Below are 24,484 nucleotides of genomic sequence, written 5' to 3' on the forward strand. Positions count from 1 at the left end.
TCCGGCTGAGCGGGGGGACAGAACATGGGAGAGACCGCAAGGGAGCCTCGATGATCGAGATCTGGCCGGGAGACCCCTATCCGCTCGGAGCAACGTACGACGGCGCAGGCACCAACTTCTCGCTCTACACCGAGGTCGCCGATGCGGTCGAGCTGTGCCTGTTCGACGAGGACAACGCCGAGTCGCGGGTGTCGCTCACCGAGGTGGACGGGTTCATCTGGCACGGCTACCTGCCGGGCATCGGGCCTGGCCAGCGCTACGGTTACCGCATCCACGGCCCTTACGACCCGGCGCGCGGGTTGCGGTGCAACCCGGCCAAGCTGCTGCTCGACCCGTACGCGATGGCCATCGAGGGCGGCGTGACCTGGAACGAGGCGGTGTACGGCTACCGGTTCAGCCAGCCCGACACGCGCAACGACCTGAACTCGGCTCCCTACGTGCCGCGGTCCATCGTGATCAACCCGTTCTTCGGCTGGGGCCACGACCGGCCGCCCGCGACGCCGTACCACGACACCGTGATCTACGAGGCCCACGTGCGGGGGCTGACGGTCAGCCATCCCAAGATCCCCAAGCACCTGCGCGGCACGTACGCGGCCCTGCACCACCCCGAGATCCTCGACCACCTCACCAAGCTCGGCGTGACGGCGCTGGAGCTGATGCCGGTGCACCAGTTCGTCACCGACCACATCCTGGAGCAGCGCGGCCTGTCCAACTACTGGGGCTACAACTCGATCGGGTTCTTCGCGCCGCACAACCGCTACTCCAGCCAGGGACAGCGCGGCGGGCAGGTGCTGGAGTTCAAGGCCATGGTCAGGGGGCTGCACGAGGCGGGCATCGAGGTGATCCTCGACGTCGTCTACAACCACACCGCCGAGGGCAACCATCTGGGGCCGACGCTGGGGTTCAGGGGGATCGACAACTCCGACTACTACCGGCTGGTCGAGAACGACAGGCGCTACTACGTGGACACCACGGGCACGGGCAACAGCCTGCTCATGCGCTCACCGCACGTCCTCCAGATGATCATGGATTCGCTCCGCTACTGGGTCATCGAGATGCACGTCGACGGGTTCCGCTTCGACCTGGCCTCGACGCTGGCCAGGGAGCTGCACGAGGTGGACCGGCTGAGCTCGTTCTTCGACCTGGTGCAGCAGGACCCGGTGCTGTCGCAGGTCAAGCTCATCGCCGAGCCGTGGGACGTGGGGCCGGGAGGCTATCAGGTCGGCAACTTTCCGTCCCGGTGGACGGAGTGGAACGGGCGCTACCGCGACACGATCCGGGACCTGTGGCGCGGGCAGGCGGCCACGCTGCCCGAGTTCGGGTCCAGGTTCACCGGGTCGAGCGACCTCTACCAGGACGACAGCCGCAGGCCCGCCGCCTCGATCAACTTCGTCACTTGCCACGACGGCTTCACCCTGCAGGACCTCGTCTCGTACAACAACAAGCACAACGAGGCGAACAAGGAGGGCAACCGCGACGGCACCGACGACAACCGGTCGTGGAACTGCGGTGAGGAGGGCCCGGCGGGCATCGCCGTCGAATCGCTGCGTGAGCAGCAGAAACGCAACTTCCTCACCACGCTCTTCCTCTCCCAGGGCGTGCCGATGCTCTCCCACGGCGACGAGCTGGGCCGCACGCAGAAGGGCAACAACAACGGCTACTGCCAGGACAACGAGCTGACCTGGGTCGACTGGTCCGACGTGCGGGAGAACTGGCTGCTGCTGGAGTTCACGCAGAGCCTGGCGGCCCTGCGGAAGCGGCATCCGGTGTTCCGGCGCAGGAGGTTCTTCTACGGCAAGCCGGTACGCGGCCAGAACGACATCGCCTGGCTCACCCCCTCCGGGGAGGAGATGACCGACGGCGACTGGAACGTCGGGTACGCGAAGTCGCTGGCCGTCTTCCTCAACGGCGACGCCATCACCGAGCCCGACCGGCGCGGCCGGCCGATCAGGGACGACTCCTTCCTGCTCCTGTTCAACGCCCACTACGACACGATCAAGTTCACGATCCCCAAGGACTACGGCGAAATGTGGCACACGGAGATCGACACCGCCATGCCGATCAGGCTCGACGCGCGGATGTGCCGCGGCGGAGAGGCGATCGCGGTGCCCGGCCGCAGCGTGCGGGTGCTGCGCCGTGTCTAGACCGACTTCCACGTATCGGGTGCAACTGACCCCCGACTTCGGCTTCGCCCAGGTGGCCGAGATCGCCGGCTACCTGCGCGACCTCGGCGTCAGCCACGTCTACCTGTCACCGATCCTGCAGTCGACGCCCGAGTCGCGGCACGGCTACGACGTCACCGACCACTCCAGGATCAGGGAGGAGTTCGGCGGCGCCACCGGGTTCAGGGAGATGGCGCAGCAGCTCGCCGCCCACGACCTGGGCGTCGTCGTGGACATCGTGCCGAACCACATGAACACGGTGAACGCGCAGTTCTGGTCGTTGTTAAAGGACGGGCCGGATTCGCCGTACGCGAACTGGTTCGACATCGAGTGGGTGGACGGGAAGGTCGCGCTGCCCGTGCTCGGCGACGACACGCAGCCCGTGGTGGACGGCGACGTGCTGCGCTATCACGAGCACTCATACCCCCATCCCGGGCATTACCGGCTGGTCAACTGGCGGGAGGGGCCCGGTTACCGGCGCTTCTTCGACGTGTCGACGCTGATCGGGCTGCGGGTCGAGGACCCGGCCGTGCTGTTCGCCACGCACGAGGTGATCTTCTGGCTGCTCGACGAGGGGCTGGTGGAGGGGTTGCGCGTGGACCACCCCGACGGGCTGGCCGATCCGCGCGGCTACCTGGAAAGGCTGCGCGCCCGGGCGGGCGAGACCTGGACGGTCGTCGAGAAGATCCTCATCGGGCCCGAGCGGCTGCCGGACGACTGGGCCTGCGACGGCACCACCGGCTACGACGTGCTGAACCGGGTCAACGGCCTCTTCGTCGATCCGGCTGGGAAGGAGCCGCTCGTCCGGCTCTTCACCGAGCTCACCGGGCAGCCCGAGGAGTACCGGCCGGTGATGGCGCAGGCCAAGCGGGAGGTGCTGGACCTGTTCTTCGGGGCCGAGGTCGACCGGCTGGCCCGGGTCACCTCCTACGACCCCGCGGCGCTGCGCGAGCTGCTCGCCGCGATGCCGGTCTACCGCGCGTACGTGGCGCCCGGCGAGCCGCCGCCGCCCGAGCAGGTGGAGATCGTCGAGCTGGCCGCCGAGGCCTGCTCTCCCGCCGTGCAGCCGGTCGTCCGCGAGGTCCTGTACGGCTCCGCCGAGTCGATCGTCCGCTTCCAGCAGACGTGCGGCCCGGTCATGGCCAAGGGCGTCGAGGACACGGCGCTCTACCGGTGGTACCCGCTGGCCTGCCTCAACGAGGTCGGCGGCGAGCCGGACGCTTTCGGGGTGACGGTGGAGGAGTTCCACGACTACTGCGCCGAGCTGCGGCCGTACACGATGACCACGCTGTCCACGCACGACACCAAGCGGTCGGAGGACGTGCGGGCGCGGCTGTCGGTGCTGTCGGAGATGCCGGAAGAGTGGGCCGCGGCGGTGTCGGAGTGGTCGTCGGCCGTGCGTTTCGATCCGCGACTGGACTATCTGGCCTGGCAGAACCTCATGGCCGCGTGGCCGATATCCGTCGATCGGTTCACGGACTACCTGCTCAAGGCCGCCCGCGAGGCTAAAACCGCTATTTCCTGGATAAATCCGGATCCGGCCTATGAGCAAGGGCTGCGGGAGTTCGCCGAGGCCGCCGTCCGGCTGCCGATCGGGGAGTTCACCGAGCGGATCGATCCCTTCGCGATGTCGAACTCACTGGGAGCGAAGGTCGTGCAGCTCATGATGCCCGGGGTGCCCGATGTGTACCAGGGCAACGAGACGACCGACTTCTCGCTGGTCGATCCGGACAACCGGCGGCCGGTGACGTACCCGCGCAAGCCGGAGACCTCGTGGGACGCGGCCAAGCTGCTGGTCACGACCCAGGCGCTGCGGCTGCGCCGGCGGCTCGAGGGCGCGGCGCCGTATCTGCCGCTCTGGGCCGAGGGGGAGGCGGCGGAGCACGTGATCGCCTTCGCCCGCGGGCGCGCCGCCGACGCCCGCGACCGGCCTCGGGCCGTCGCCGTCGCCACCCGGCTCCCCGTACGCCTGGCCCGGACGGGGTGGGGCGCCACGACGTTGACCCTGCCCGCGGGAACGTGGCGGGACCTGCTCACCGGCAGCCTGTACACCGGCCGAATCCCGCTGGCGCACCTGCTCGGACAGTATCCGGTCGTACTTCTGGAGAGACATGATCTTTGAGGTCTGGGCACCGAACGCCACGGCTGTCGAGGTGGACGTCATGGACGGGCGCCGTCCGATGTCCCTCGGAGAGGGAGGGTGGTGGTCGGCGGAGGTGACCGGGGCCGGGCACGGCACCAGGTACGCCTTCGTCGTCGACGGCGACGGCCCGTACCCCGATCCGCGCTCGCGCCGGCAGCCGGACGGGATCTTCGGGCCCAGCGCCGTGTACGAGCACGCCCGCTTCACCTGGTCCGACCACGACTGGAAGGGCCGCGACCTGCGCGGGGCGGTGATCTACGAGCTGCACATCGGGACGTTCACGCCGGAGGGGACGTTCCAGGGGGCCATCGAGAAGCTCCAGCACCTGATCGAGCTCTGCGTCGACTTCGTGGAGATCATGCCGGTGGCTCCCGTGCCGGGCGGGCGGAACTGGGGGTACGACGGGGTCGATCTGTACGCCGTCAACGAGACCTATGGCGGGCCTGACGGGCTCAAGTCCTTTGTGGACGCCTGCCATCGGGCCGGGATCGGCGTGATCCTGGACGTGGTCTACAACCATTTGGGGCCGTCGGGGAACTTCCTGCATCCGTACGGCCCGTACTTCGCCGGATTCAAGGGCAGCTACTGGGGCGACGCGGTCAACCTGGACGGGCCGGGCTCCGACGAGGTGCGGCGCTACCTCATCGGCAACGTGGTGCAGTGGCTGCGCGACTACCACGTCGACGGGCTGCGGCTGGACGCCGTGCACGCGCTGCACGACAACCGCGCCAGGCACCTGCTGGCCGAGCTGTCGGAGGAGGTCGACGCGCTGGCCTGCTCCGTCGGCCGACCGCTGTCGCTGATCGCCGAGTCCGACCTCAACGACCCGCGCATGGTACGCCCGCTGGAGGCCGGCGGCCTGGGCATGACCGCGCAGTGGAACGACGACGTCCACCATGCACTGCACTGCGCGGTGAGCGGCGAGAGCCACGGTTACTACGGGGACTTCGCCGGCCTGCCCGCGCTCGCCAAGGTGCTGACGGGCGGCGTGCTGCACGACGGGTCCTATTCGAGCTTCCGCGGGCGTTCGCACGGGAGGTCCTTCGCGGGCGTGCCCGGGCACCGGCTGGTGGCCTGCCTGCAGAACCACGACCAGATCGGCAACCGGCCCGCCGGCGACCGGCTGCCGATCCCGGCGCTCAAGCTCGGGGCCGGGCTGCTGCTGACCTCGCCGTTCACGCCGATGCTGTTCATGGGGGAGGAATGGGGGGCGCGTACGCCGTTCCTGTTCTTCTCCGATCACGTGGAGCCGGAGCTGCGGGAGAGCGAGGGGGCGCGGAGGGAGCGGGAATTCGTCGGGTTCGGGTACGTGTGGGAGGCGCCCGATCCGTCGGAGGAGGAGACGTTCCTGCGCTCGAAGCTGGACTGGAGCGAGGTGAAAGAGGAGGCGCACTGGTCGCTGCTGTGCTGGTATCGCGACCTGATCGCGCTGCGCAAGGCGCTGCCAGAGCTGTCGGATCCGCGGCTGGAGCGGGTGCGGGTGGAGGTGGATCCGCTCGGGAAGTGGCTGCTCATGTGGCGGGGGGCGCTGGCGGTGACGGTGAACTTCGCGCCGGAGTCGGTGACGTTGCCGATGTCCGCCGGGACGGTGCTACTGGCCTCGGACGAACCTGTTTGGGCGGGTGAGGAGGGGCTGCGGTTGCCCGGCCAGTCGATGGTGATCTGCCGCACCACCGGGCCCTGAGCCGCGGCGGCCGGGGCGGCCCCGTGAGGCGTTGACCACGGCATGGGGCCGCGTGAGGCGTTGACCACGGCATGGGGCTGCCTGAGGCGTTGACCATGACGGGGGCCGCGGGGGCGGAGGTTATCCACAGAGCGGCGCGTCCTGTCGACGTTTTCCACAGAACCGGGTTCGACGCCACTCCGCCGGCCACCATCTTCGATCCTGAGTGCCTCACCAACCCGACGGGATCCGAACCACGATCACGGAGGCTACTCATGAAGATCATCCTCCCGTTGCCTCGCACGCTGACATCCCTGTTCGTCATCGCCATGGAGCACCTGCTGTTCGATCTCGGGTCGTTCGTGCCCTGGCGCGTCGGGGGACCGTACAAGCGGGCCGCGATCAGCGCGATCGACAGCGGCGCCCTGACCGTGACCCACCACGCGGCCCCATGGAAACCGGTGGGAGCGACGCTCACGGACGACGACAGACGCCGCCTCCGGCGTACGAAGCAGCACATCGTGGTCTCCGCCACGGCGCCGCCGCACCGGCTCCCGGGCAACGTACAGGCGGCGCGGGCGGTGGCCCGGGCCTTGGCCCGCGAATGCGACGGCGTACTGATCGACTCTCTGACCGGCTCCACCATCCTCACCTGCGGACGATGCGCGGGCGAGCCTGCGGACTTCCACATCGGCGACGACTGGCTCGGCTGGGACGTCCAGGTCCACGACGATGCGACCTGCCCGCCGTGGGACCCGGCCGACACGGCCGTGTGCGGCTGCTTGCGCGTCACCTCCCGCGGCCTGCGCCGCTTCGCCCTGCCGGAGATCACCCTCGACGGCGCCGCCTGCGCCCACAACCTGTGCGCGACCAATCTCCTGCGCACGGTGGCCCACCGCCTGGTCACCGACCATCTGGCCTACGTCGCCGACCACCCGGACGCCATGGAGCGCCAGATCGACGACTTCCTCCGCATCCAGCCATCGGACCAGCCAGACGGAAGCGGCCTGCCGTTCGGCGTCCAGCTCACGCCGTACGACGCGGACGTCGGCGAACTGGGCCGCACCGGCAGCATCCGCCGCCTCAAGGTCGGCCCGGCTCCCGGCACAGGCCAGATCACCTGCCTCAAGGTCGGCCCGCCCTCGGGCTTCACCGGCTCACTGAACGACTGGCTCTGCGCCACCCAGGGAGCCCACCACGCCACCCTGACCTCGATCGACAGCCGCGCCGCCGACCCGGCACGGGTTCTCGCGGCCTGACGGGAGCCGCGCCGGCCCGGCGGCCCGTCCTCGTCCCCCTGGCCGAGGACGGGCCGCGATCAGGCGTCGCCGGACTGCCGCCCGCCCGCAGCCGATCTGTCAGATGCGCGTTCCACCACGGCACCCCTCCACCGTCCGTTGGAGGCCATCGGCCGACGGCAGCCGTGAACGGACGCCCCCGCCCCGGGGGACGTGTCGCGCAGGTCCGTCTCGGAACGCGCGATCCACCTCGACGTATGCGGCAGGATCGAGAGGTATGAGGACTCTGTACCCGCCCATCGATCCGTACGACTCCGGCCTGCTCGACGTGGGCGACGGCAACCAGATCTATTGGGAGGTGTGCGGCAATCCCGACGGCAAGCCGGCCGTCATGCTGCACGGCGGCCCCGGCGGCGGGTGCAACGCCAACCACCGTCGCCAGTGGAACCCCGAGCTCTACCGCATCGTCCTGTTCGACCAGCGCAACTGCGGCCGGAGCCTGCCGCACGCCAGCGACCCGGCCACCGATCTCACGGCCAACACCACCTGGAACCTGGTGGCGGACATGGAGCGGCTGCGCGAGCACCTCGGCATCGACCGGTGGCAGGTGTTCGGGGGGTCGTGGGGCAGTGCGCTGGCGCTGGCGTACGCGCAGACGCACCCTGACCGGACGACCGAGCTCGTGCTGCGCGGGATCTTCACGTTGCGGCCCCAGGAGCTGCACTGGTTCTACCAGGAGGGCGCCTGCCACCTCTTCCCCGACCTGTGGGAACGGTACGTGGCCCCGATCTCGGAAGAGGAGCGGGGCGATCTGATGGCGGCCTTCCGCAAGCGGCTCGAAGGGGACGACGGGGACGCGCGGCTGGCGGCGGCCAAGGCGTGGGCACAGTGGGAGGCGGGCACGATCACGCTGCTGCCGGATCCCGGGCTGGTCGCCGAGTTCGGGGAGGACAAGATGGCCGTCTGCTTCGCCCGCATCGAGAACCACTACTTCCACCACGACGGCTGGTTCGAGCCCGACCAGCTCATCAGGGATGTGCACAAGATCCGGCACATCCCGGCCGTGATCGTGCAGGGGCGTTACGACGCCTGTACGCCGATGGCCACCGCCTGGGACCTGCACCAGGCGTGGCCGGAGGCCGAGTTCCACGTGGTGCACGACGCCGGACACGCCTACTCCGAGCCCGGCATCCTGGACCGGCTCATCGCGGCGACAGACGGCTGGGGTGAGTCGGCGGCGGAGTGAGGACGTCCGTCCTCGGGCGCCGAGCGGAGCCGGGCCAGGAAATACCGCGCGTGGCGTACGGCGGGGGTGACGGCTCCCACGACCAGCAGCGCGAACAGCGGCGCCAGCACCAGCCCGAACAGCAAGCCCCCGGCCACGTCGTGCGGGTAGTGCACGCCCACGTACACCCGCGAGAACGCCATGACCGCCGCCAGCGGGAACACCACCCACGCCAGGGCGCGCCAGACCAGCACGAGCGTGGCCGCCGCACCGGCCGCGATCACGGAGTGGTTGCTGGGGAAGGACCAGTCGTCCGGTGGCGGGCAGTCGGCGATCGTCAGGATCCCGCCCCGGCAGGGCCGGTCCTCCCGGACGAGGATCTTGACGACCTCGCTCACGACGTACGCGAACACCACCCCGGCCGGCCCGGCGATCACCAGCGCCAGGTCGCGCGCCGGCGCCCGCCACGCACGGAGCGCGGCCACCACGAACAGCACCGCGAACACGAATAACCCGCCGTCCGTGCCCACTTCGGCGAGCGTATGGAGCCACTCGGGCGTGGTAAGGGCGAAGCCGACGATGTCGTGGTACACACGTGTCCAATCCGTGAACGGGCAATGGACACGACCTTACGAACTGCGGCCGTCAGCCGCCTCGACCTTTTGGCGGAATGTCAGCAAAAAGGTTCCCCCGATCGGCCGACCCCGCCAAGCAGCCCGGCAATCGGCCGAGCCCAGGTGACCCACGCAGGTCCAGCCGAGCCGGGCAACCCACGCCAGCCACCCCAGACAGGTGACGCACGCCGGTCCGGCCGAGCCGGGTGACCCCACGCCGGCCGCCCAAGGCCGGGCAGCCTCGCCGACCCACTAAGGCATGATGGCGCACGGCGGCCAGACGAGGCCTGACGAGGGAAACCGAGCCAGTCGAGGCAAGTCGAGGCAAGGCTGCCTCTTGGCGATCGTGAGGCTGGGTGGGCCTTCCCCGATCGGCCGGGTTCAGATGAGGAACTGGCGGGCCAGCGCCGCCTGTTTGGTCTCCAGTTCGGCCTGGGTGATGAGCCCACGGTCGAACGCCTCCGTGGTTGCGTCGCGCTCGGCCACGTAGTACGCCGCCATGATCTCGCTGCGGAGCGGCGTGAACCAGCGCTCCACGCACTTGGAGAAAACGGTGACCTTCTGCTCGACGGCGTCCACGCCGACCGTGCACGCCAGATCATGCGCCCGCAGTTGCTGAACCGCCTCGCGGAGGGTGATCGGTCCGAGGGACCCGTTGAAGCGGATGTCAAGAGTGATCTTCAATGTTTTTGCGCCTCCACAGGTTTACAACGTTCGGATCAAGGCCGCGTATTCCCAGCTCAGAGCGGGTAAGAGGGCAGTCGTGATCGGAGAGCACATGATCGTCGGCTATACCAGCGACCCTGGCGGGCGGGACGCTCTGGCCCTCGGTGCCGCGATCGCGCGGGGCACCGGCGGCGAACTCACGGTCGCGACGATCTACCCGCCCGGCAGCCCCGGGCTGGCCGTCGAGGCACAGGCCAACCTGGCGCACGCGGCCGAGGAGCTGGGGTCGGCGCCGGCCGAGTACATCACGTACGAAAGCAGGGGCACCGGCCGCGGCCTGTCGGTGCTGGCCAGCAGGATCAGGGCGGACCTGATCGTGGTCGGCTCAGCGGACGGCGGGCATCACGGCCGCATCGCCATCGGCGCCACCTCCGACCACCTGCTCCACCTGTCGTCGGAGGCCGTCATGCTGGCGCCCGCCAAGTACCTCCCGCCGGATGGTCCCGCCCGTCTCACACTGGCGTACGTGCATCGGCCGCAGTGCGATGCGGCGGTCGAGCGGATGGCGCAGGCGGCTCTGCGGCTGGGCGTGCCACTCCGGCTGATCACGTTCGACCTGCGTACCGAGGACCAGGGCAAGCTGAGGGACGATCTCGCCCTGGCGGTGCGGCTGGCCTGGGAGAGCACCGGGATCGAGGCGGAGTCGGAGGTGGCCGAGGGGCACGACGTGGCCGCCGCGATGGCGGACGTCGAGTGGCTGCCCGGCGAGCTGCTGGTCTGCGCGGCGAGCGAGGACGCGCTGCCGCACCGGGTGTTCCTCGGCGAGCTGGCGATGAAGGTGCTGCGGGCCTCCACCTGCCCCGTCACCGTACTGCCACGAGGCTTCTCCTAGGCCGCCGACCATGCCGCCTGCCGCCATCCTGTTCGCAATCGTGATCACGCAGCTCAGGTCAGTCACCGGCAGTCACGCGCCCGGCGAACGCCGCCTCGCCCACCTGACACGCCTACCGCCGCCCCTCGCAGTACGTGCCATGGCCGTGAGGCCATGAGGCGCTAAGAGACCGGCACGGGCGTGAAGGTCGTTCGTGGTGGGCCGGTCAGTGGCGGTGCGTGACCTTCTCGTATAGCTCCAGGTAGCGGTCGGCCATCACGGACGGTGAGAAGCGGCGGCGCGCCTCGCGGCGGCACTCCTCCGGGTCGATCTCGTCCACCCGCAGCACCCACTCGGCCAGCTCCTCCTCCCGATCGGCCAGGAACCCGGTGCGGCCGTGGTCGATGATCTCCGGCAGGCACCCACGGCGCAGCCCGACAGGCGGCACCCCGAGCGCCAGCGCCTCGACGACGGCCGTGCCGCCGGGCTCGTCCCACTGGATCGGGAAAAGTGCGGCACGCGCCGAGGCGTACAGGTGGTCCCGGGCCTGGCCGCCCACCGCGCCGACCCACCTGACCAGCTCGCCGTCGAGATAGCGGGACACCTGGTCGAGGTGGTAGCGGACGTCCGGATGGCCGTACAGCGGGTGGTACGGGTTCTGGGCCACGACGTCCAGCTCGGCCGGGGTGTTCCGGCCGCTGACCGGGCCGGCCAGCACCAGCGGCAGCCCGAGCTTCTGGCAGAGCCTGGCCGCCACGTGCTGGCCCTTGAGCTGGCAGATGCGCCCCATCACCACCAGGTGCTCCCCCCGCGAGACCCGCACGTCGCGGTCGGCGAGCGGGGTGGCCAGGTGGATCGAGCCGAGCGAGGCCGCCCGCAGGGCGTCGGGGGCGCGGGCGAGCTGCGACTCCGAGACGCCGTTGACCGCGATCGACGAGGGGAACGCGCCGTAGAAGGCCGGATGTTTGCGCAGGTCCCAGTGAAGGGTGTGGAGGACGGGCGGCCCGCCGAGCGCGGACAGCACCGCGGGCCCGACGACCTCCAGGTGGTCGTGGACGAGGTCGATGTCGTCGCGGGCGCGCAGCTCCGCGACCACGCGGGCCTGGTGCGCGTGCGCGATGCCCATGACCTGGTTGTACGGCTTCTGCAGCTCCGTGAACTGCCCCTCGTCGTAGACGCTGATCAGCTCGTCCACCTCGAGCGAGCTCGACGCGACGGAAACCAGGACCACGGATACGCCGCGCTCGCGCAGCGCGGGCACCAGCGTGGCCACCACGTTCTCGATCCCGCCGTAGCCGGGGGGCGGGACCGTGAGCCACGGACCCGCGTTCACCAGTACTTTCATGCCACATCCTCCTCCAGCAGGAGGGAGGCGAGCGGAGGCCGCTCCCCCACGGCCACGTCGACCAGGTCGGCCTGGCCGTCGAGCCCGAACTGCAGGAGCATGGGCGCCGGGGGCTCCGACGCCATCACGCGGCCCTGGCGTTCCAGGCGCGACCAGGCGGTGAGGATGATCTGCCCGGCCATCCGGCCGAGCGCGGCCGTCGACTGATGGGTGTGCGTGCGATGGCCCAGGTCCACCTGGGCCATCGCGTCCAGCCCGACGAGCTGGAGCAGGTCGACGAGGAGCCCGAACTCCACGCCGTACTCGGTGACGAACGGCACCTGTTCGAGCACCGCGCGCCGACCGGCGTACTCGCCGCCGAGCGGCTGGGCGAATCCGGCCAGCTCGGGCCAGAACATGTTGAGCAGCGGCCTGGCCACCAGCTCGGTGACGCGGCCGCCGCCGCCCCGCTGGACGACGCCGTCCGCTCCGGTGTACGGCCGCTCATACGTCGCCTTCACGAAATGCGTGTCCGCGTCCATGAGCAGCGGACCGATCAGGCCCGACACGTAGTGCGCGCCGAAGCTGCGCAGGTCGGCGTCCACGAACACGACGATGTCGCCGTTCGAGGCGGCAAGCCCTTTCCACAGCGCCTCCCCCTTGCCTGTCAGCGCGGGCAGCTGCGAAAGCACGTCGTCCTGTGCCACCACCCGCGCGCCCGCCCGGCGTGCCCGCTCGGCGGTCCGGTCGGTGGAGTTCGAGTCGACGACGAGGATCTCGTCGACGAGCGGGGTCCGCTCGACGAGATCGCGCCGGATGATGCTGACGATGTCGCCCACCGTCCGCTCCTCGTCGCGAGCGGGCAGGACGACACTCACCGTGGTAGTGCCCTTGGCCAGCAGTAAGGAGTCGAGCGGCCACTCGGCTGCGGTGCTCGAGTGCGGGCCGTACCACTCCTGGACCTTGGCCAAGGCTCGCAGATCTGTCTCCATGCAGTCAGCCCCGATCTGATCAGGTCACGACCTCTGCCCGATCTGTCCGCCTTCGAACATGTTGTTTGGCCGCGACTAGACGTGGCATATGCGGGGTTGTGTCCCCAATGACGCGTGTCGGCATCATAGGTGCCGGAAATGTCGCCGCCCGCCATGCAGACGTCTTGTCAGGTTTCGCCGATGTTACGATCGCCGGAATTGCTGACACGGATCCCCACAGAGCCGGAGCTCTGGCTGCCGAACATGGCTCCCCCGCCTACGGCGGCCATGCCGCCCTGCTCGATGCCGGTGGACTGGATGCTGTCTACGTCTGTGTTCCTCCCTTCGCGCACGGTAACCCGGAGCGTGATGTTCTGTCGTGCGATCTCCCGATTTTTGTGGAGAAGCCCCTGTCGCTTGACCTGCAAACGGCGGAAATGATCGCGACCGAAATAGAGCGGAGATCTCTGCCCTCGGCGGTCGGTCACCACTGGCGTTACCTCGACATCGTGGAGCGGGCCCGCGGCCTTCTCGACGGCCGCCCGGTACGCCTCGCACTCGGCCACTGGCTCGACAAGGTCCCCCCGGTCGGCTGGTGGCTGAACCCGAGCATGTCCGGCGGCCAGATCCTGGAGCAGGCGGTCCACGTACTGGACCTGGCCCGGGTCCTGGTGGGTGAGGTGGCGATGGTGCACGCCGTCCCGGCGGAGAACACGATGGACGGCGAGGTGGACCGGGCCACGGCCGCGGTCCTGCGCTTCGCCGACGGCGCTGCCGGGCTCCTGGCCACCTCCTGCCTGCTCACCCGCAAGCATCGGGTGAGCCTGGAGGTCTGCGCCGACGGCATCGCACTGGAGCTCAGCGAGACGCGGCTGCTGGTCGACGGCGACCGGGTGATCGAGGACGACGGGCAGGCCAAGACGCGGGTGGACCGGGAGTTCATCGACGCCGTCCAGGGAAAGAACGCCGACGTGCGCGTGCCGTACCGTGAGGCCCTGCGGACCCACCGCCTGGCCCTGGCGCTCGCGCGGTCCGCGGCGGAACGGAGGCCGGTGATGCTCGATGCCCTCGAGGGCGCGACCGGGAAGGCGGCGGCGTATGGCGACCCAGCCCGCCTCACGGAGTGAGGCCATGAATACAGCGGTGCTCAGCATCGAGGCCCCCGGGGAGGTGGCGCTGGTCGAGGAGAAGCTGCCCGACCTGCCCGAAGGCGGCTTCATGGTGGCGACCACGCACAGCGGCGTGTCGGCCGGCACCGAGCTGACCTACGTCAAGGGCACCAACCCCTACCTGACCTCGACCTGGGACCGGGCACTCGGGCTGTTCACCGAGGGCACGCCGTCGGTGGGCTATCCAGTGCGGGGCATCGGATACATGCAGGTCGGCCTGGTGGTGGAGACGCGTACGCGGGCCGTGCGCGAGGGCGCGCTGGTGGCGATGTGCTACGGGCACCGCACCGCGTACGTGGCGGACCCGATGACCGACAGATTCGTCGAGCTGCCCGACGACCTGGACCCGCTGCTCGGCATCTACGTCGCCCACATGGGCCCGATCTGCGCCAACGGCCTGCTGCACGCGGCCCACGACCTGCACGGGCCGGCCGTGCGGCAGCTCGGCGACGGCGTGCGCGGGCGGAGGGTCGTGGTCGTGGGCGCGGGCGTGGTCGGGCTGCTGTCCGCGGGCTTCGCCATGTCCGGCGGCGCGGCCGAGGTCGTGGTCGTGGACGAGACCCCGGCCAGGCTGGCGGTCGCCGAGGCGCTCGGCGCGGAGGTCATGTCCGCCGACGACGATCCGGCGATGGCGCTGAAGCGCCGCTGGCGGCACGGCCCGGAGGACCGGGGAGCCGACGTGGTGTTCCAGTGCCGCGGCCAGCCCAGGGCGCTGGCGCTCGGACTGCGGCTGCTGCGGCCGCAGGGCACGCTGGTCGACCTGGCCTTCTACACCGAGGGTGCGCAGGAGGTGCGGCTCGGCGAGGAGTTCCACCACAACGGGCTGACAGTCCGATGCGCCCAGATCGGCAGGGTGCCACGCGGCCTGGCGCACGCCTGGGACAGAGAGAGGCTCTCACACGAGACGATCGCCCTGCTCAGGGAGCGCGGCAGGGTGCTACGCGAGCACCTGATCACTGACCTCGTCGGATTCTCCGACGCTCCCGGCTTCCTCGCCGACCTCGCGGCCAGGCGCCGGCACGCTATCCAGGCCGTGCTCTGTGACGACGTCGAGGAGGAGGGCGGCTGACCAGCTGAAGTCGGAGCAGCCGTGCCCGCGGTAGGTGAACGGGTCGAAGTATTCGCGGAATCCGGAGTGCATCAGCAGGCTGAGCATCCCGTCGGCGAGCGGGACCGCCAGGTCGGGGCGGCGGTCCTTGAGCCCTTGCCAGACCAGCCAGGTGAGGTTGATCCAGCTCGGCCCCCGCCAGTAGCGGACCGAATCGAACTCGGGCGCGGACGGGGAGAAGCTGGGCAGGACCCCGTCCTTGAGCGCGAACCGGTCCAGCGCGGTCGCGATCAGTGCGTCGGCGACCTCGTCCGGCAATCCCGGCAGCATGAGCGGCGTCAGCCCGGCGGCGCTGCTCGACTCGATCAGGCGGCCGGTGACCAGGTCGCGGGGCTGGAAGAGGCCGCCGTCGTAGAGGTGCTCGACCATGGCCGCGGTGACGGCGGCCGCCTCGCGCTCGTGGGGCTCGGGGTCGAGGCCCAGCTCCTGCGCGATCTTGGCGAGCACCGACTCGGCCACCCCGTACGCGGTGTTGAACAGGGGATCCTCGATGTGGAACGCGCCAGCCCGGCGGTAGCCGGAGTCGCGGTAGGCGCGGGCGAGCGCGACGTAGCGCTCGTAGTCGCGGTCGGTCGGCCGCTCGTCGGCGTTGACGGCGTCGAGGTCCCTGCGGACGAACCCGGCGGGGCGGTCGTCCTGCACGACGGAGAGCGGCAGGTCCCAGGCCGGGCTGTTGTCCATGCCCGACTCCCAGGGATGCACGATCGAGATCAAGCCCTCGGCGGAGCGCCTGGCCGTGCGCAGGAACTCCTGCTGCGCCACGAGCCGCGGGTAGATCCGGCGCAGGAACGCCGGGTCCGGCTCGGCCAGGTGCGTCTTCCACGCGGCCAGCGCGTGGACCGGCGGCTGCACGATGCCGGAGGTCGCCGCCCCGGAGGGAACGCGGGTCTGCCAGAAGTCGGGGCCGGGGAAGTACGCGCCGTCCGGCACCTTCGGATTGAACACGATGTGCGGCACCCGGCCGTCGTCCCACTGGGCGCCGAACAGGCTGAGCAGCTCCGACCTGGCCCTTCTCGGGGCCCACTGGGCGTGGCCGATCGCGATGAAGGCCGAGTCCCAGCTCCACTGGTGGGGGTAGAGGCCACGCGAGGGAACCGTGTAGCTGCCGTCCCAGTTGGCCACCAGGACGCGCACGGCGTCGTGAAGGATCATAGAAACTTCCTGACGAAAGACGCTGTCTGGGGAAGGACGATCTCGGGCTCGCCGCGCAGCCGGCATTCGAGCGCGAGGTAGCCGTCGTAGCCGAAGGCGTCGAGCGTGGCCAGTTGCGCACCCCAGTCGAGGTGGCCGGTGCCCGGCTGGTTCCGGTTGGACTCACTGATCTGCATGTGAGCGATGTAGGGGGCGGCCTCGGCCAGAGAGCGGCAGGGGTCGTCCTCCTCGATGTTCATGTGGTACGTGTCGCCCACGACCCTGATGGAGTCCATGGCGCAGTAGGAGACCGCCTCGGCGAGCGTGTTGACCATGTGGTTCTCGTAGCGGTTGAGCGGCTCCAGCATGATCAGCACGCCGTTGCGCTGCGCGTGCTCGCCCAGGATGCCGAGCGCCTCGGCCAGCACCTCGCGGTCCTCCTCGGCGCTGCGCGGCGGCTCGAACGGCGGCAGCCGCCGGGAGAACTGGCCCCAGGAGGCAGGGGTCATGACCCCGATGCCGCCCAGCTCGGCGATCACCGTGAGCTGGGAGCGCAGCTGCTGGATGGCGTCCTTGCGCTTGGCCGCGTCGAAGTCGCCGATGAAGTGCGGCATGTCCACGCACACCGTCGGCATGACGACGCCGTCGGCCAGGGCGCGCTTGAGCTCGGTCAGGCGGCCCGCGAAGTGGAAGTCTCCCTTGCCGCGCAGCTCGATGGCGTCGAACCCGGCATCGACCGCGAACGCGAACTTGTCCTGCAGCGTGCGGCCAGGCAGAAGCTGCTCCTGTACGGCGAGCTTCACAGTTACTCCTCTAATCCTCGAATCGGAAGACGAGCTGAAGCACCTCGGACGGGTGCTTGTCGAGCAGGTCGAAGGCCTCGGCGGCCCGCTCGACGGGGACGACGTGGGTGACGAGCTCGGCGGCGTCGACCTCGCCGCGGTGCACGAGCTCCATGAACGTGGTCTGCAGGCGCTCGACGTCCCACCGGTGCGCCAGCCACGAGGCGACGCCGCCGATCTGGGAGGAGACGAGCTGGACCTGGTTGTGGTGGAACTCCTCGCCGAGCCGCAGCCCGACGCCGTCGCCCTGGTAGAACCCGGCGGCCACGACCCGGCCGCCCTTGCGCACGGTCCTGATCGCCTCGTGCAGGCCGAGGTGGCTGCCGCTGAGCTCGATCACGGTGTCGGCGCCCTCGATGCGCTTGCGCATGAACTCGGCGAGCGAGCCGGAGGCCACGTCGAACGTGTCGGCCGCGCCGAACTTCCTGGCCAGCTCCAGCCGGTCGGGAATGGCGTCGGTGGCGACCACCCGGGCGCCGCTCAGCACCGCCAGGCGGGTGGCGAGCAGCCCGATGACGCCCTGGCCGAAGATCGCGATCTGGTCGCCCAGGTGCACGTCGGCGGCGTGCACGGCGTTGAGCGCGATGGCGCCCACGCGGGCGAAGACGCCGGTCAGCGGGTCGGCGCCGGGCGGCAGCACGTGGCCGGCCAGCTTCTCCGCCGGGACGACGGCCTGGGCCCGGTGGCCCCAGATGCCCCACACGAGGCTCCCGACGGCAGGATCCCCGACATCGGGCGCCGCCTCCACCACCTCGCCGACCTCCTGGTAGCCCCAGCCGGACAGCGGGTAAGCATGCGTCTGACCGTCGACGAAGAGCCGGCGGTCGGTGTCCCACTTCCGGGTGAGATAGGGATTGGTTCCGCGATAGGCGGTGAGTTCGGTGCCTGCCGATACTCCTGAATAGATCGTACGGACCCGGACTGAGCCAGGCACGAGTTTGGCGGGCGACTCCAGCCCGACGCGGACATGGCCAGGCTCTTCGAAGGTGATGACGCGCATTCCCCAACACTTACGCTTAGTGATCAATCAAAAGTCAAAGATTTATTGCTTGTTTGCATACGTTAGATGCACTCGTAACACTCTTAAGTCTACGACTTCCGCAGGAGGTGTCTGATGCAATTGGGGTTTCTGACCGCGTGTCTTGTGGAAAGCGACCTTACCGACATAGCTCATTGGGCCGCAGGGCAGGGGTTTCAGGCGCTGGAGGTGGCGGGCTGGCCGTCTTCTGATGGCCGAAATCACATCAAGGTAGATCATTTTGATGATGCCGAAAACGATCGCATTACCCGCATCTTCACCGAAACCGGACTAACGCTTTCCTCGATCGCGTACTACGAGAACAACCTGCATCCCGAGCACGGACCACAGGTGAACGCCCACGTCCGGCGCTGCATAGACGCCGCCGCCGCACTCGGCTGCCCCACGGTCGGCACGTTCGTGGGCCGCGACCCCGGCCGGCCGGTGCGCGACAACCTGGCGCTGGCGGTGGACGTCTTCGGCCCGCTGGTGGAGTACGGCAGGCAGCGCGGCGTCGAGATCGTCATCGAGAACTGCGTGATGAAGAGCTGGCATCCCGACGGATACCCGGGCAACCTGGCCTACTCCCCCGAGCTGTGGGAGTGGATGTTCTCGCTGGGGCTCAAGCTCAACTACGACCCCTCCCACCTGGTGGCGCTGGGGATCGACCCGGTCGCGGCGATGCGGCCGTACATCGGCGACATCGCCCACGTCCAGGCCAAGGACACCGAGATCCTGCCCGGGCAGCTCGACCGCTACGGCTTCTACGGCCCGGTCAGCGGCGAGAAGGGGTGGTACCGCTTCCGCGTGCCCGGCCTCGGCAAGATCGACTGGACCCGGGTGATCGACGCGCTCTACGAGGGCGGCTACGACGGGGCGGTGTCCGTCGAGCACGAGGACCCGGTGTGGAGCGGAAGCACGGAGAGGGTACAGACGGGTCTCGGTATCGCTTACCGCACGTTGCGCCAACTGATCCCGGGGTAAAGGCGGCATATCCCCAACCAGAGGAGCGTGCCATGCCGAAGAAGGTAACCGCCGTCCTCTCCGTCGCGCTGCTGACCGCCGCCACGCTGACGGCCTGCGGCGACGACGGTGGCGAGCAGCCGACCGCAGCCAACGAGATCACGGTCTGGACCGAGGAGAACCTCGATGACCGGATCGCCGTGCAGAAGCAGATCGTCGCCGAGTTCACCCAGAAGACCGGAATCCAGGTGAAGCTCGTCGGCGTGGCCGAGGACCAGTTCAGCCAGACCATGACGGCCGCCGCGGCGGCGGACGACCTGCCCGACGTCATCGGGGCGCTGCCCCTGGCGCAGGTACGCGAGCTCGAGGCCAACGAGCTGCTCGACACCGAGACGCCGGGCAAGGTCGCCGACCAGCTCGGCAAAGACTCCTTCTCCCCCCGCGCCCTGGAGCTCAACACGTCGGACGGCACGCTGCTCGCGGTGCCCAGCGACGGCTGGGCGCAGCTGATCCTCTACCGCAAGGATCTGTTCGACAAGGCCGGGCTGCAGCCGCCGGACACGTACGAGGCCCTGCAGGCGGCGGCCGCGAAGCTCAACACGGGCGGGGTCGCGGGCATCACGCTGGCGATCGCGCCGAAGGACTCGTTCACCGCGCAGAGCTTCGAGCACATCGCGCAGGCGAACGGGTGCCAGCTCGTCGACGCTTCAGGAAACGTCACCCTGAACTCACCGCAGTGCGCGCGGGCCTTCGAGTTCTACGCCGATCTGGCCAAGAACTACTCGGTCAAGGGCAAGCAGGACGTCGACACCACCAGGGCCACCTACTTCTCGGGCAAGGCGGCCATGATGATCTGGTCGTCCTTCATCCTGGACGAGATGGCGGGGCTGCGTAAGGACGCGCTGCCGAGCTGCCAGGAGTGCCGCGCGGATCCGGAGTGGCTGGCCAAGAACACCGGCGTGGTCACGGCGCTGAAGGGACCCGACGGGAGTGCGCCCGCACAGTTTGGCGAGATCGTCTCGTGGGTGGTCACCCGTGACGCCGCCAAGGACCCGGCCGCCAAGTTCATCGCGTACATGATGAACGAGGGCTACGAGCGCTGGATCGGAATGGCGCCCGAGGGCAAGTTCCCCACCCGCAAGGGCTTCGAGGAGCAGTGGAACAAGCTGCCCGCCGGGGTCGACACCAAGAAGCCGCTGGCCGGCCTCTACCCGGCCGACGTGCTCGACGCCCTGCGCAAGAGCCCCGACACCTTCGCCCGCTGGGGCATCCCGCAGGGGCAGGGCAAGCTGGTCGGCGCCACGATGGGCGAGCTGCCGGTGCCCAAGGCGCTGAGCGCGGTCGTGGACGGGTCGCTGACCCCGCAGGCCGCCGCCGACCAGGCCAAGACCGACGTGGAGACGATCAAGCGCGGGATCCGGCAATGACCGCGAGGGAGTGCCGTCGCCTGGAGGAGCGGCGGGAGCGAAGCGACCAGAGCGGGGGCCCCGAGGGAGTGCCGTCGCCTGGAGGAGCGGCGGGAGCGAAGCGACCAGAGCGGGGGAAGGCGGCGGCATATGGCGACCGAGCCGCCGAACAGAGTGAGGCCATAAGCAGGCGGCGGCATATGGCGACCGAGCCGCCGAACGGAGTGAGGCTATGAGCAGGCCTACCGCGACGCCGGCTCGTACGAGGGGGCCGGCGCCGCCGCCGCAGCGTGGGCGGCGCGGGCGGACCTTGCGGGAGCAGGAAGGTCGCGCCGGGCTCGTGCTGATCTCGCCGACGCTGGTCATCACGCTGGTCGTGGTGGTGGTGCCGCTGCTGTGGGCGATCATGCTGGCGTTCCAGGACGCGCGGCTGATCAACATCCGGCGGGTGGGAATCTTCGGCAACTACACGCTGGAGAACTTCTCGTACGTGCTCTCCGAGCCCGGCTTCTGGTCGTCGCTGGTCAACACGCTCGTCTACACGGTGGCGGGGACGGCGCTGTCGATCGCGATCGGGCTGGTGGCCGCGCTGGCGCTGCGCGACAGGTTCATGGGCCGGACGCTGGTCAGAGCCTCGATCCTGATCCCGTACGTGGCGCCGGTCGTGGCCGTGGCGTTCCTGTGGGAGACGATGCTCAACCCGCAGTACGGCATCGTCAACACCTGGCTGCGCGAGCCCATCGCGTTCCTCACCCAGGCCAGGGGCGAGTTCCTGGGCATCCAGGTGCCGGTGGCGCTGCTGACGGTGATCGCATTCGAGGCGTGGCGCTATTTCCCGTTCGCGTTCCTGTTCATCCTGGCCAGGCTGCAGGCGCTGCCCGCGGAGCTGGACGAGGCCGCGGTGGTGGACGGCGCCACGCCGACCCAGCGCTTCCGGTACGTGATCATGCCGCAGCTCTGGCGGATCATCGCGTTGCTGTCGGTGCTGCGGTTCGTGTTCACGTTCACCAAGTTCGACGACGTCTACCTGCTGACCGGCGGCGGGGCCGGCACCGAAGTGGTCAGCGTGCGGGTCTACAACTTCCTGACCGCGCGCGACGACATCGGGGCCTCGGCCGCGCAGGCGATCGTCCTGGCGGTCGTGCTGGTCGTGTTCCTGGCCATCTACCTGAGGTTCTTTGGAGGGGGCGAGCGGACGTGAGCGACCAATGAGCAGGGACAGGTTCGAGCGGGTCCTCTTCAAGGTTCTGAAGCCGCTGGTGATCGCGGTGCTCTTCGTGATCACCGCGTTCCCCCTCTACTACATGGTCATGCTGTCTTTCCGCGACATCCAGGAGCTGATCCTGGAGCCGGGCTCGCTCTGGCCGACCACGTTCACGCTGGACACGTACGTGAACGTGCTGACGAGGCAGGGATTCCTGACCTTCATGCGGAACAGCGCGATCGTCGCGGTCGCGTCGGTGGCCGTCACGCTGCTGGTCTCGATCCCGGGTGCGTACGCGGTGGCGCGGCTGCGATTCTTCGGGCGGCGGCAGGTGCACTTCCTTTTTCTGGCGGTCTACCTGTTTCCGGCAATCGTGCTGGCCATTCCCCTGTTCGTGCTTTTCACGATGATCGGACTGCGTGGATCGCTGATCGGACTGATCCTCGTGTATATCGCGCAAACGGTGCCCGTCACGGTATACATGCTCCGCAACTACTTCGAGACCGTGCCGCAGAGCGTGGAGGAAGCGGCCGCGATCGACGGGTGCACGAGACTGTCGACCATCTGGCGCGTGGTGCTACCGCTCTCCAAGCCCGCGCTGATGGCCACCGGCCTCTACGCCTTCATGATCGCGTGGAACGAGTTCCTGTTCGCCCTGCTCTTCCTGGTGGAGAGAAGGGAGAGCTGGACCGTTTCCCTGGGGCTCTCTCAGCTGGCGGGGAGCATAGAGATCCCGACGACGGTTCTGATGGCGGGATCGGTGGTGCTCACGCTGCCGATAGTGATCGTGTTCTTCGCCAGCGAGCGACTGCTGACGGAGGGGCTGACGGCAGGAGCCGAGAAGGGATAGACCATGCTGACGGCAGGGCAGATCCTCCAGCTCATCCGTAATGGCACCTGCCGGACACGCAAGGAGCTCATCGAGTACACCGGCCTGTCCCGGTCGACGATCACCGACCGGGTCGACCGGCTCATCGACGCCGGATACATCCACGAGTCCGGCGTCGGCGCCTCCGGGGGCGGGCGACCGCCCTCGGTGCTCGACGTCGACGCGACCAGGCGCCTGATGCTGGTCGCCGACCTGGGCGCCACCCACGCCAGGGCGGCGCTCACCGACCTCGCCGCCCGGCCGCTGGCCGAGGAGCGGACCGAGATGCGCATCGACCGCGGCCCCGAGGCGGTGCTGTCGTGGGTGCGGGAGGCGTTCCAGCGCATGCTGGACCGGCTCGGGCGGCCCGCGAGCGAGGTGTGCGGCATCGGGCTGGACGTGCCCGGCTCGGTGGACCACACCACCGGGCGGGTGATCAGGTCGTTCCTCATGCCGGGGTGGGACGACCATCCGGTGGGCGAGGTGGTCGGGCAGGCGTACGACGTGCCGATCCTGGTCGAGAACGACGCCAACGCGATGGCTCTGGGAGAGTGGTGGTCGTCCTGGCGGGAGACCGATTCGCTGATCCTCATCAAGGTGTCGACCGGGATCGGCACCGGCATCGTCCTCGACGGGCGGATTTACCGCGGTGTCGAGGAGGCCGCAGGAAACATCGGCCACGTACGCATCCGCGAGAGCGACGACCGCGTCTGCACCTGCGGCTCGCGCGGCTGCGTCGCCTCGCTGGCCAGCGGCCACGCCGTCGCCACGGACCTGGGCCAGGAGTCCAGCCGCGACGTGGTCCGCCTCGTCCAGGCCGGCGACCCGGGGGCCATCGCCCGCACCCAGGAGGCCGGCCGCACGCTGGGCGTCGTGCTGGCCACCGCGGTCAGCCTGCTCAACCCCGGCGTGCTGGTGCTGGCCGGGGACATGGCGGAGACCAGGGAGCACTACCTGACGGGGATCAGGGAGATCGTCTATCGGCGCAGCCTGCCGTACACGACCAGGAACCTGGAGATCGCCACCTCCTCGCTGGGCGAACGGGCGGGGATCGTGGGGATGGCGGTGATCGTCATGGAGCATGTGCTCTCCCCCGCCGCCGTGGACGCCGCACTGGCCCAGGCGAACGCGGTGAAATAGCCCGTCAGCCGAGGTCGCGGCGCAGGACGGCGGGCGCCTCGACGAGCGAGGGGCCGTACCACGTGAGCAGGCGGCCGCTGACCAGGGCGCAGGGCAGGCCGGGGAAGCACTCCGGGCCGTCGGTCCCGGAGAAGGCGTAGGGCTCGTCGGGCAGGACCACGAGGCCGGGCCGCCGCTCCACCAGCTCGGGAAGCGGGATCTTGGGATAGCGCTCGGCGTGGCCGGCGTACAGGTTGTCGACGCCGAGGTGTCTGAGCACGTCCCCGGTGAAGGTGTCGCGGCCGGCGACCATCCACGGACGGCGCCAGATCGGGATGATCGCCGTCCTCCGGTGGACGGGCGCGGGTGCGCGCCACGCCTCCTCCGCCGCGTCCAGCCAGGCCGGGCGGCCGGTACGGCATGCCTCCCTCAACATGCGATCCAGCGAATCGAACGCGTCCTCCAAGGTTTCGATCTTGGTGACCCAGACCGCGAGGCCCGCCTCGCGCAGGGCCTCGATGTCGGCCACGCGGTTCTCCTCGGCGTTGGCCAGGACGACGTCGGGCCTGAGCTGCTTGATCGCCTCCAGGTCGGGGTTCTTGGTGCCCCTGACTCTGGCCACGTCCAGGCCGGCCGGGTGCGAGCACCAGTCGGTCGCCCCCACCAGCGCCTCCGGCACCGTCGCCGCCACCGACTCGGTCAGCGACGGCACAAGTGACACGATCCGCCGCACGGTGTCAGGAATTGCCACGGGGGCGCCGGTGTCATCCATAGTGAAC

20 protein-coding genes and 2 pseudogenes are annotated in these 24,484 nt (G+C 69.5%); 14 read left to right on the forward strand and 8 right to left on the reverse strand.

Translation table 11 applies throughout. The annotated features are described in order from the left end of the window. Positions 1 to 50 precede the first annotated feature (50 nt). The 5 genes from glgX to pip all read left to right on the forward strand — a co-directional run bounded on the left by glgX (position 51) and on the right by pip (position 8,452). Positions 51 to 2,144: a glycogen debranching protein GlgX gene (gene glgX / locus EJK15_RS26585; protein ID WP_138713196.1), complete on the forward strand. Its 2,094-nt coding sequence runs from the start codon at positions 51 to 53 to the stop codon at positions 2,142 to 2,144. Next, entirely contained in the window at positions 2,137 to 4,284 is a 2,148-nt protein-coding gene (treY, locus tag EJK15_RS26590; RefSeq protein ID WP_138713197.1) for a malto-oligosyltrehalose synthase, read from the forward strand. Before glgX ends, treY begins: the two co-directional genes overlap by 8 nt. Next, positions 4,274 to 5,989 carry a malto-oligosyltrehalose trehalohydrolase gene (gene treZ, locus EJK15_RS26595; protein WP_138713198.1) on the forward strand — a complete coding sequence of 572 codons (1,716 nt, stop codon included), beginning with the start codon at positions 4,274 to 4,276 and terminating at the stop codon, positions 5,987 to 5,989. Before treY ends, treZ begins: the two co-directional genes overlap by 11 nt. A 254-nt stretch (positions 5,990 to 6,243) precedes the next feature. Then, positions 6,244 to 7,227, forward strand: a complete 984-nt coding sequence (locus EJK15_RS26600) for a hypothetical protein (RefSeq protein ID WP_138713199.1) — start codon at positions 6,244 to 6,246, stop codon at positions 7,225 to 7,227. Between the two features lie 256 nt (positions 7,228 to 7,483). Next, entirely contained in the window at positions 7,484 to 8,452 is a 969-nt protein-coding gene (gene pip / locus EJK15_RS26605; RefSeq protein ID WP_138713200.1) for a prolyl aminopeptidase, read from the forward strand. On the opposite strand, the gene EJK15_RS26610 is transcribed toward pip, so the two are convergent. Together EJK15_RS26610 and EJK15_RS26615 are read right to left on the reverse strand one after the other, a co-directional pair. Beyond that, a complete protein-coding gene (locus EJK15_RS26610; protein WP_138713201.1) occupies positions 8,380 to 9,024 on the reverse strand; it encodes a phosphatase PAP2 family protein in 645 nt (214 codons plus the stop codon). The two genes, pip and EJK15_RS26610, sit on opposite strands and share 73 nt — an antisense overlap. A 402-nt stretch (positions 9,025 to 9,426) precedes the next feature. Further along, positions 9,427 to 9,729, reverse strand: coding sequence for a hypothetical protein (locus EJK15_RS26615; protein ID WP_138713202.1), 303 nt, complete (start codon positions 9,727 to 9,729; stop codon positions 9,427 to 9,429). A gap of 94 nt (positions 9,730 to 9,823) precedes the next feature. Between EJK15_RS26615 and EJK15_RS26620 the strand changes: the two genes are divergently transcribed. Beyond that, entirely contained in the window at positions 9,824 to 10,603 is a 780-nt protein-coding gene (locus EJK15_RS26620) for a universal stress protein (protein ID WP_138713203.1), read from the forward strand. A 205-nt stretch (positions 10,604 to 10,808) separates the two neighbouring features. On the opposite strand, the gene EJK15_RS26625 is transcribed toward EJK15_RS26620, so the two are convergent. Together EJK15_RS26625 and EJK15_RS26630 are read right to left on the reverse strand one after the other, a co-directional pair. After that, complete coding sequence (locus tag EJK15_RS26625; RefSeq protein WP_138713204.1) at positions 10,809 to 11,927, reverse strand: glycosyltransferase; 1,119 nt, start codon at positions 11,925 to 11,927, stop codon at positions 10,809 to 10,811. Next, positions 11,924 to 12,898: a glucosyl-3-phosphoglycerate synthase gene (locus tag EJK15_RS26630; RefSeq protein WP_138713205.1), complete on the reverse strand. Its 975-nt coding sequence runs from the start codon at positions 12,896 to 12,898 to the stop codon at positions 11,924 to 11,926. The genes EJK15_RS26625 and EJK15_RS26630 overlap by 4 nt, the downstream gene beginning before the upstream one ends. A 107-nt stretch (positions 12,899 to 13,005) precedes the next feature. Here EJK15_RS26630 and EJK15_RS77690 point away from each other — a divergent pair. The 3 genes and pseudogenes from EJK15_RS77690 to EJK15_RS26640 form a co-directional block, all read left to right on the forward strand. Beyond that, positions 13,006 to 13,305: pseudogene (locus tag EJK15_RS77690) on the forward strand (Gfo/Idh/MocA family protein); the annotation flags it as partial. Positions 13,306 to 13,386: 81 nt separating this feature from the next. Further along, on the forward strand, positions 13,387 to 14,004 hold the full coding sequence (locus EJK15_RS74830; RefSeq protein WP_240777229.1) for a Gfo/Idh/MocA family protein: 618 nt from the start codon (positions 13,387 to 13,389) through the stop codon (positions 14,002 to 14,004). A gap of 4 nt (positions 14,005 to 14,008) precedes the next feature. Then, positions 14,009 to 15,115, forward strand: coding sequence for a zinc-dependent alcohol dehydrogenase (locus tag EJK15_RS26640; protein ID WP_138713207.1), 1,107 nt, complete (start codon positions 14,009 to 14,011; stop codon positions 15,113 to 15,115). 9 nt (positions 15,116 to 15,124) lie between these two features. Here the strand turns inward: EJK15_RS26640 and EJK15_RS77695 are convergent. From EJK15_RS77695 to EJK15_RS26655, 3 genes and pseudogenes are all read right to left on the reverse strand, one after another. Beyond that, positions 15,125 to 16,372, reverse strand: a pseudogene (locus tag EJK15_RS77695) (MGH1-like glycoside hydrolase domain-containing protein); the annotation flags it as partial. Further along, positions 16,303 to 17,088 (reverse strand): sugar phosphate isomerase/epimerase family protein, encoded by a 786-nt coding sequence (locus EJK15_RS26650; RefSeq protein WP_138713208.1) that lies wholly within the window; start codon positions 17,086 to 17,088, stop codon positions 16,303 to 16,305. The pseudogene EJK15_RS77695 and the gene EJK15_RS26650, both read right to left, overlap by 70 nt. A gap of 10 nt (positions 17,089 to 17,098) precedes the next feature. Beyond that, the gene (locus tag EJK15_RS26655) at positions 17,099 to 18,127 is read right to left on the reverse strand and encodes a zinc-binding dehydrogenase (RefSeq protein WP_138713209.1); all 1,029 of its coding nucleotides are present in this window, start codon (positions 18,125 to 18,127) and stop codon (positions 17,099 to 17,101) included. Positions 18,128 to 18,241: 114 nt separating this feature from the next. Here EJK15_RS26655 and EJK15_RS26660 point away from each other — a divergent pair, with 114 nt between their 5' ends. The 5 genes from EJK15_RS26660 (at position 18,242) to EJK15_RS26680 (ending at position 23,726) form a co-directional block, all read left to right on the forward strand. Beyond that, on the forward strand, positions 18,242 to 19,129 hold the full coding sequence (locus EJK15_RS26660) for a sugar phosphate isomerase/epimerase family protein (RefSeq protein ID WP_138713210.1): 888 nt from the start codon (positions 18,242 to 18,244) through the stop codon (positions 19,127 to 19,129). 32 nt (positions 19,130 to 19,161) lie between these two features. Beyond that, positions 19,162 to 20,535, forward strand: coding sequence for an ABC transporter substrate-binding protein (locus tag EJK15_RS26665; protein ID WP_138713211.1), 1,374 nt, complete (start codon positions 19,162 to 19,164; stop codon positions 20,533 to 20,535). A gap of 211 nt (positions 20,536 to 20,746) precedes the next feature. Then, positions 20,747 to 21,715, forward strand: a complete 969-nt coding sequence (locus EJK15_RS26670) for a carbohydrate ABC transporter permease (RefSeq protein WP_171074549.1) — start codon at positions 20,747 to 20,749, stop codon at positions 21,713 to 21,715. A 7-nt stretch (positions 21,716 to 21,722) separates the two neighbouring features. Then, positions 21,723 to 22,568 (forward strand): carbohydrate ABC transporter permease, encoded by an 846-nt coding sequence (locus EJK15_RS26675; RefSeq protein ID WP_138713212.1) that lies wholly within the window; start codon positions 21,723 to 21,725, stop codon positions 22,566 to 22,568. Between the two features lie 3 nt (positions 22,569 to 22,571). Next, positions 22,572 to 23,726: an ROK family transcriptional regulator gene (locus EJK15_RS26680; protein ID WP_138713213.1), complete on the forward strand. Its 1,155-nt coding sequence runs from the start codon at positions 22,572 to 22,574 to the stop codon at positions 23,724 to 23,726. 4 nt (positions 23,727 to 23,730) lie between these two features. On the opposite strand, the gene EJK15_RS26685 is transcribed toward EJK15_RS26680, so the two are convergent. Further along, a complete protein-coding gene (locus tag EJK15_RS26685) occupies positions 23,731 to 24,477 on the reverse strand; it encodes a helical backbone metal receptor (RefSeq protein WP_138713214.1) in 747 nt (248 codons plus the stop codon). Positions 24,478 to 24,484: the final 7 nt, after the last annotated feature.

The sequence above is a fragment of the Nonomuraea basaltis genome (assembly GCF_005893125.1).
Lineage (GTDB): Bacteria > Actinomycetota > Actinomycetes > Streptosporangiales > Streptosporangiaceae > Nonomuraea > Nonomuraea basaltis.

Bases quoted from the DNA above. Each gene is read 5' to 3' on its own strand.
- EJK15_RS26665 (WP_138713211.1), top strand. From the start codon at position 19,162: ATGCCGAAGAAGGTAACCGCCGTCCTCTCCGTCGCGCTGCTGACCGCC.
- EJK15_RS26630 (WP_138713205.1), bottom strand. From the start codon at position 12,898: ATGGAGACAGATCTGCGAGCCTTGGCCAAGGTCCAGGAGTGGTACGGC.
- EJK15_RS26670 (WP_171074549.1), top strand. From the start codon at position 20,747: ATGAGCAGGCCTACCGCGACGCCGGCTCGTACGAGGGGGCCGGCGCCG.
- EJK15_RS26685 (WP_138713214.1), bottom strand. From the start codon at position 24,477: ATGGATGACACCGGCGCCCCCGTGGCAATTCCTGACACCGTGCGGCGG.
- EJK15_RS26625 (WP_138713204.1), bottom strand. From the start codon at position 11,927: ATGAAAGTACTGGTGAACGCGGGTCCGTGGCTCACGGTCCCGCCCCCC.
- EJK15_RS26620 (WP_138713203.1), top strand. From the start codon at position 9,824: ATGATCGTCGGCTATACCAGCGACCCTGGCGGGCGGGACGCTCTGGCC.
- pip (WP_138713200.1), top strand. From the start codon at position 7,484: ATGAGGACTCTGTACCCGCCCATCGATCCGTACGACTCCGGCCTGCTC.
- treZ (WP_138713198.1), top strand. From the start codon at position 4,274: ATGATCTTTGAGGTCTGGGCACCGAACGCCACGGCTGTCGAGGTGGAC.
- EJK15_RS26680 (WP_138713213.1), top strand. From the start codon at position 22,572: ATGCTGACGGCAGGGCAGATCCTCCAGCTCATCCGTAATGGCACCTGC.
- EJK15_RS26655 (WP_138713209.1), bottom strand. From the start codon at position 18,127: ATGCGCGTCATCACCTTCGAAGAGCCTGGCCATGTCCGCGTCGGGCTG.
- EJK15_RS26675 (WP_138713212.1), top strand. From the start codon at position 21,723: ATGAGCAGGGACAGGTTCGAGCGGGTCCTCTTCAAGGTTCTGAAGCCG.
- EJK15_RS26660 (WP_138713210.1), top strand. From the start codon at position 18,242: ATGCAATTGGGGTTTCTGACCGCGTGTCTTGTGGAAAGCGACCTTACC.
- EJK15_RS26640 (WP_138713207.1), top strand. From the start codon at position 14,009: ATGAATACAGCGGTGCTCAGCATCGAGGCCCCCGGGGAGGTGGCGCTG.
- glgX (WP_138713196.1), top strand. From the start codon at position 51: ATGATCGAGATCTGGCCGGGAGACCCCTATCCGCTCGGAGCAACGTAC.
- EJK15_RS26600 (WP_138713199.1), top strand. From the start codon at position 6,244: ATGAAGATCATCCTCCCGTTGCCTCGCACGCTGACATCCCTGTTCGTC.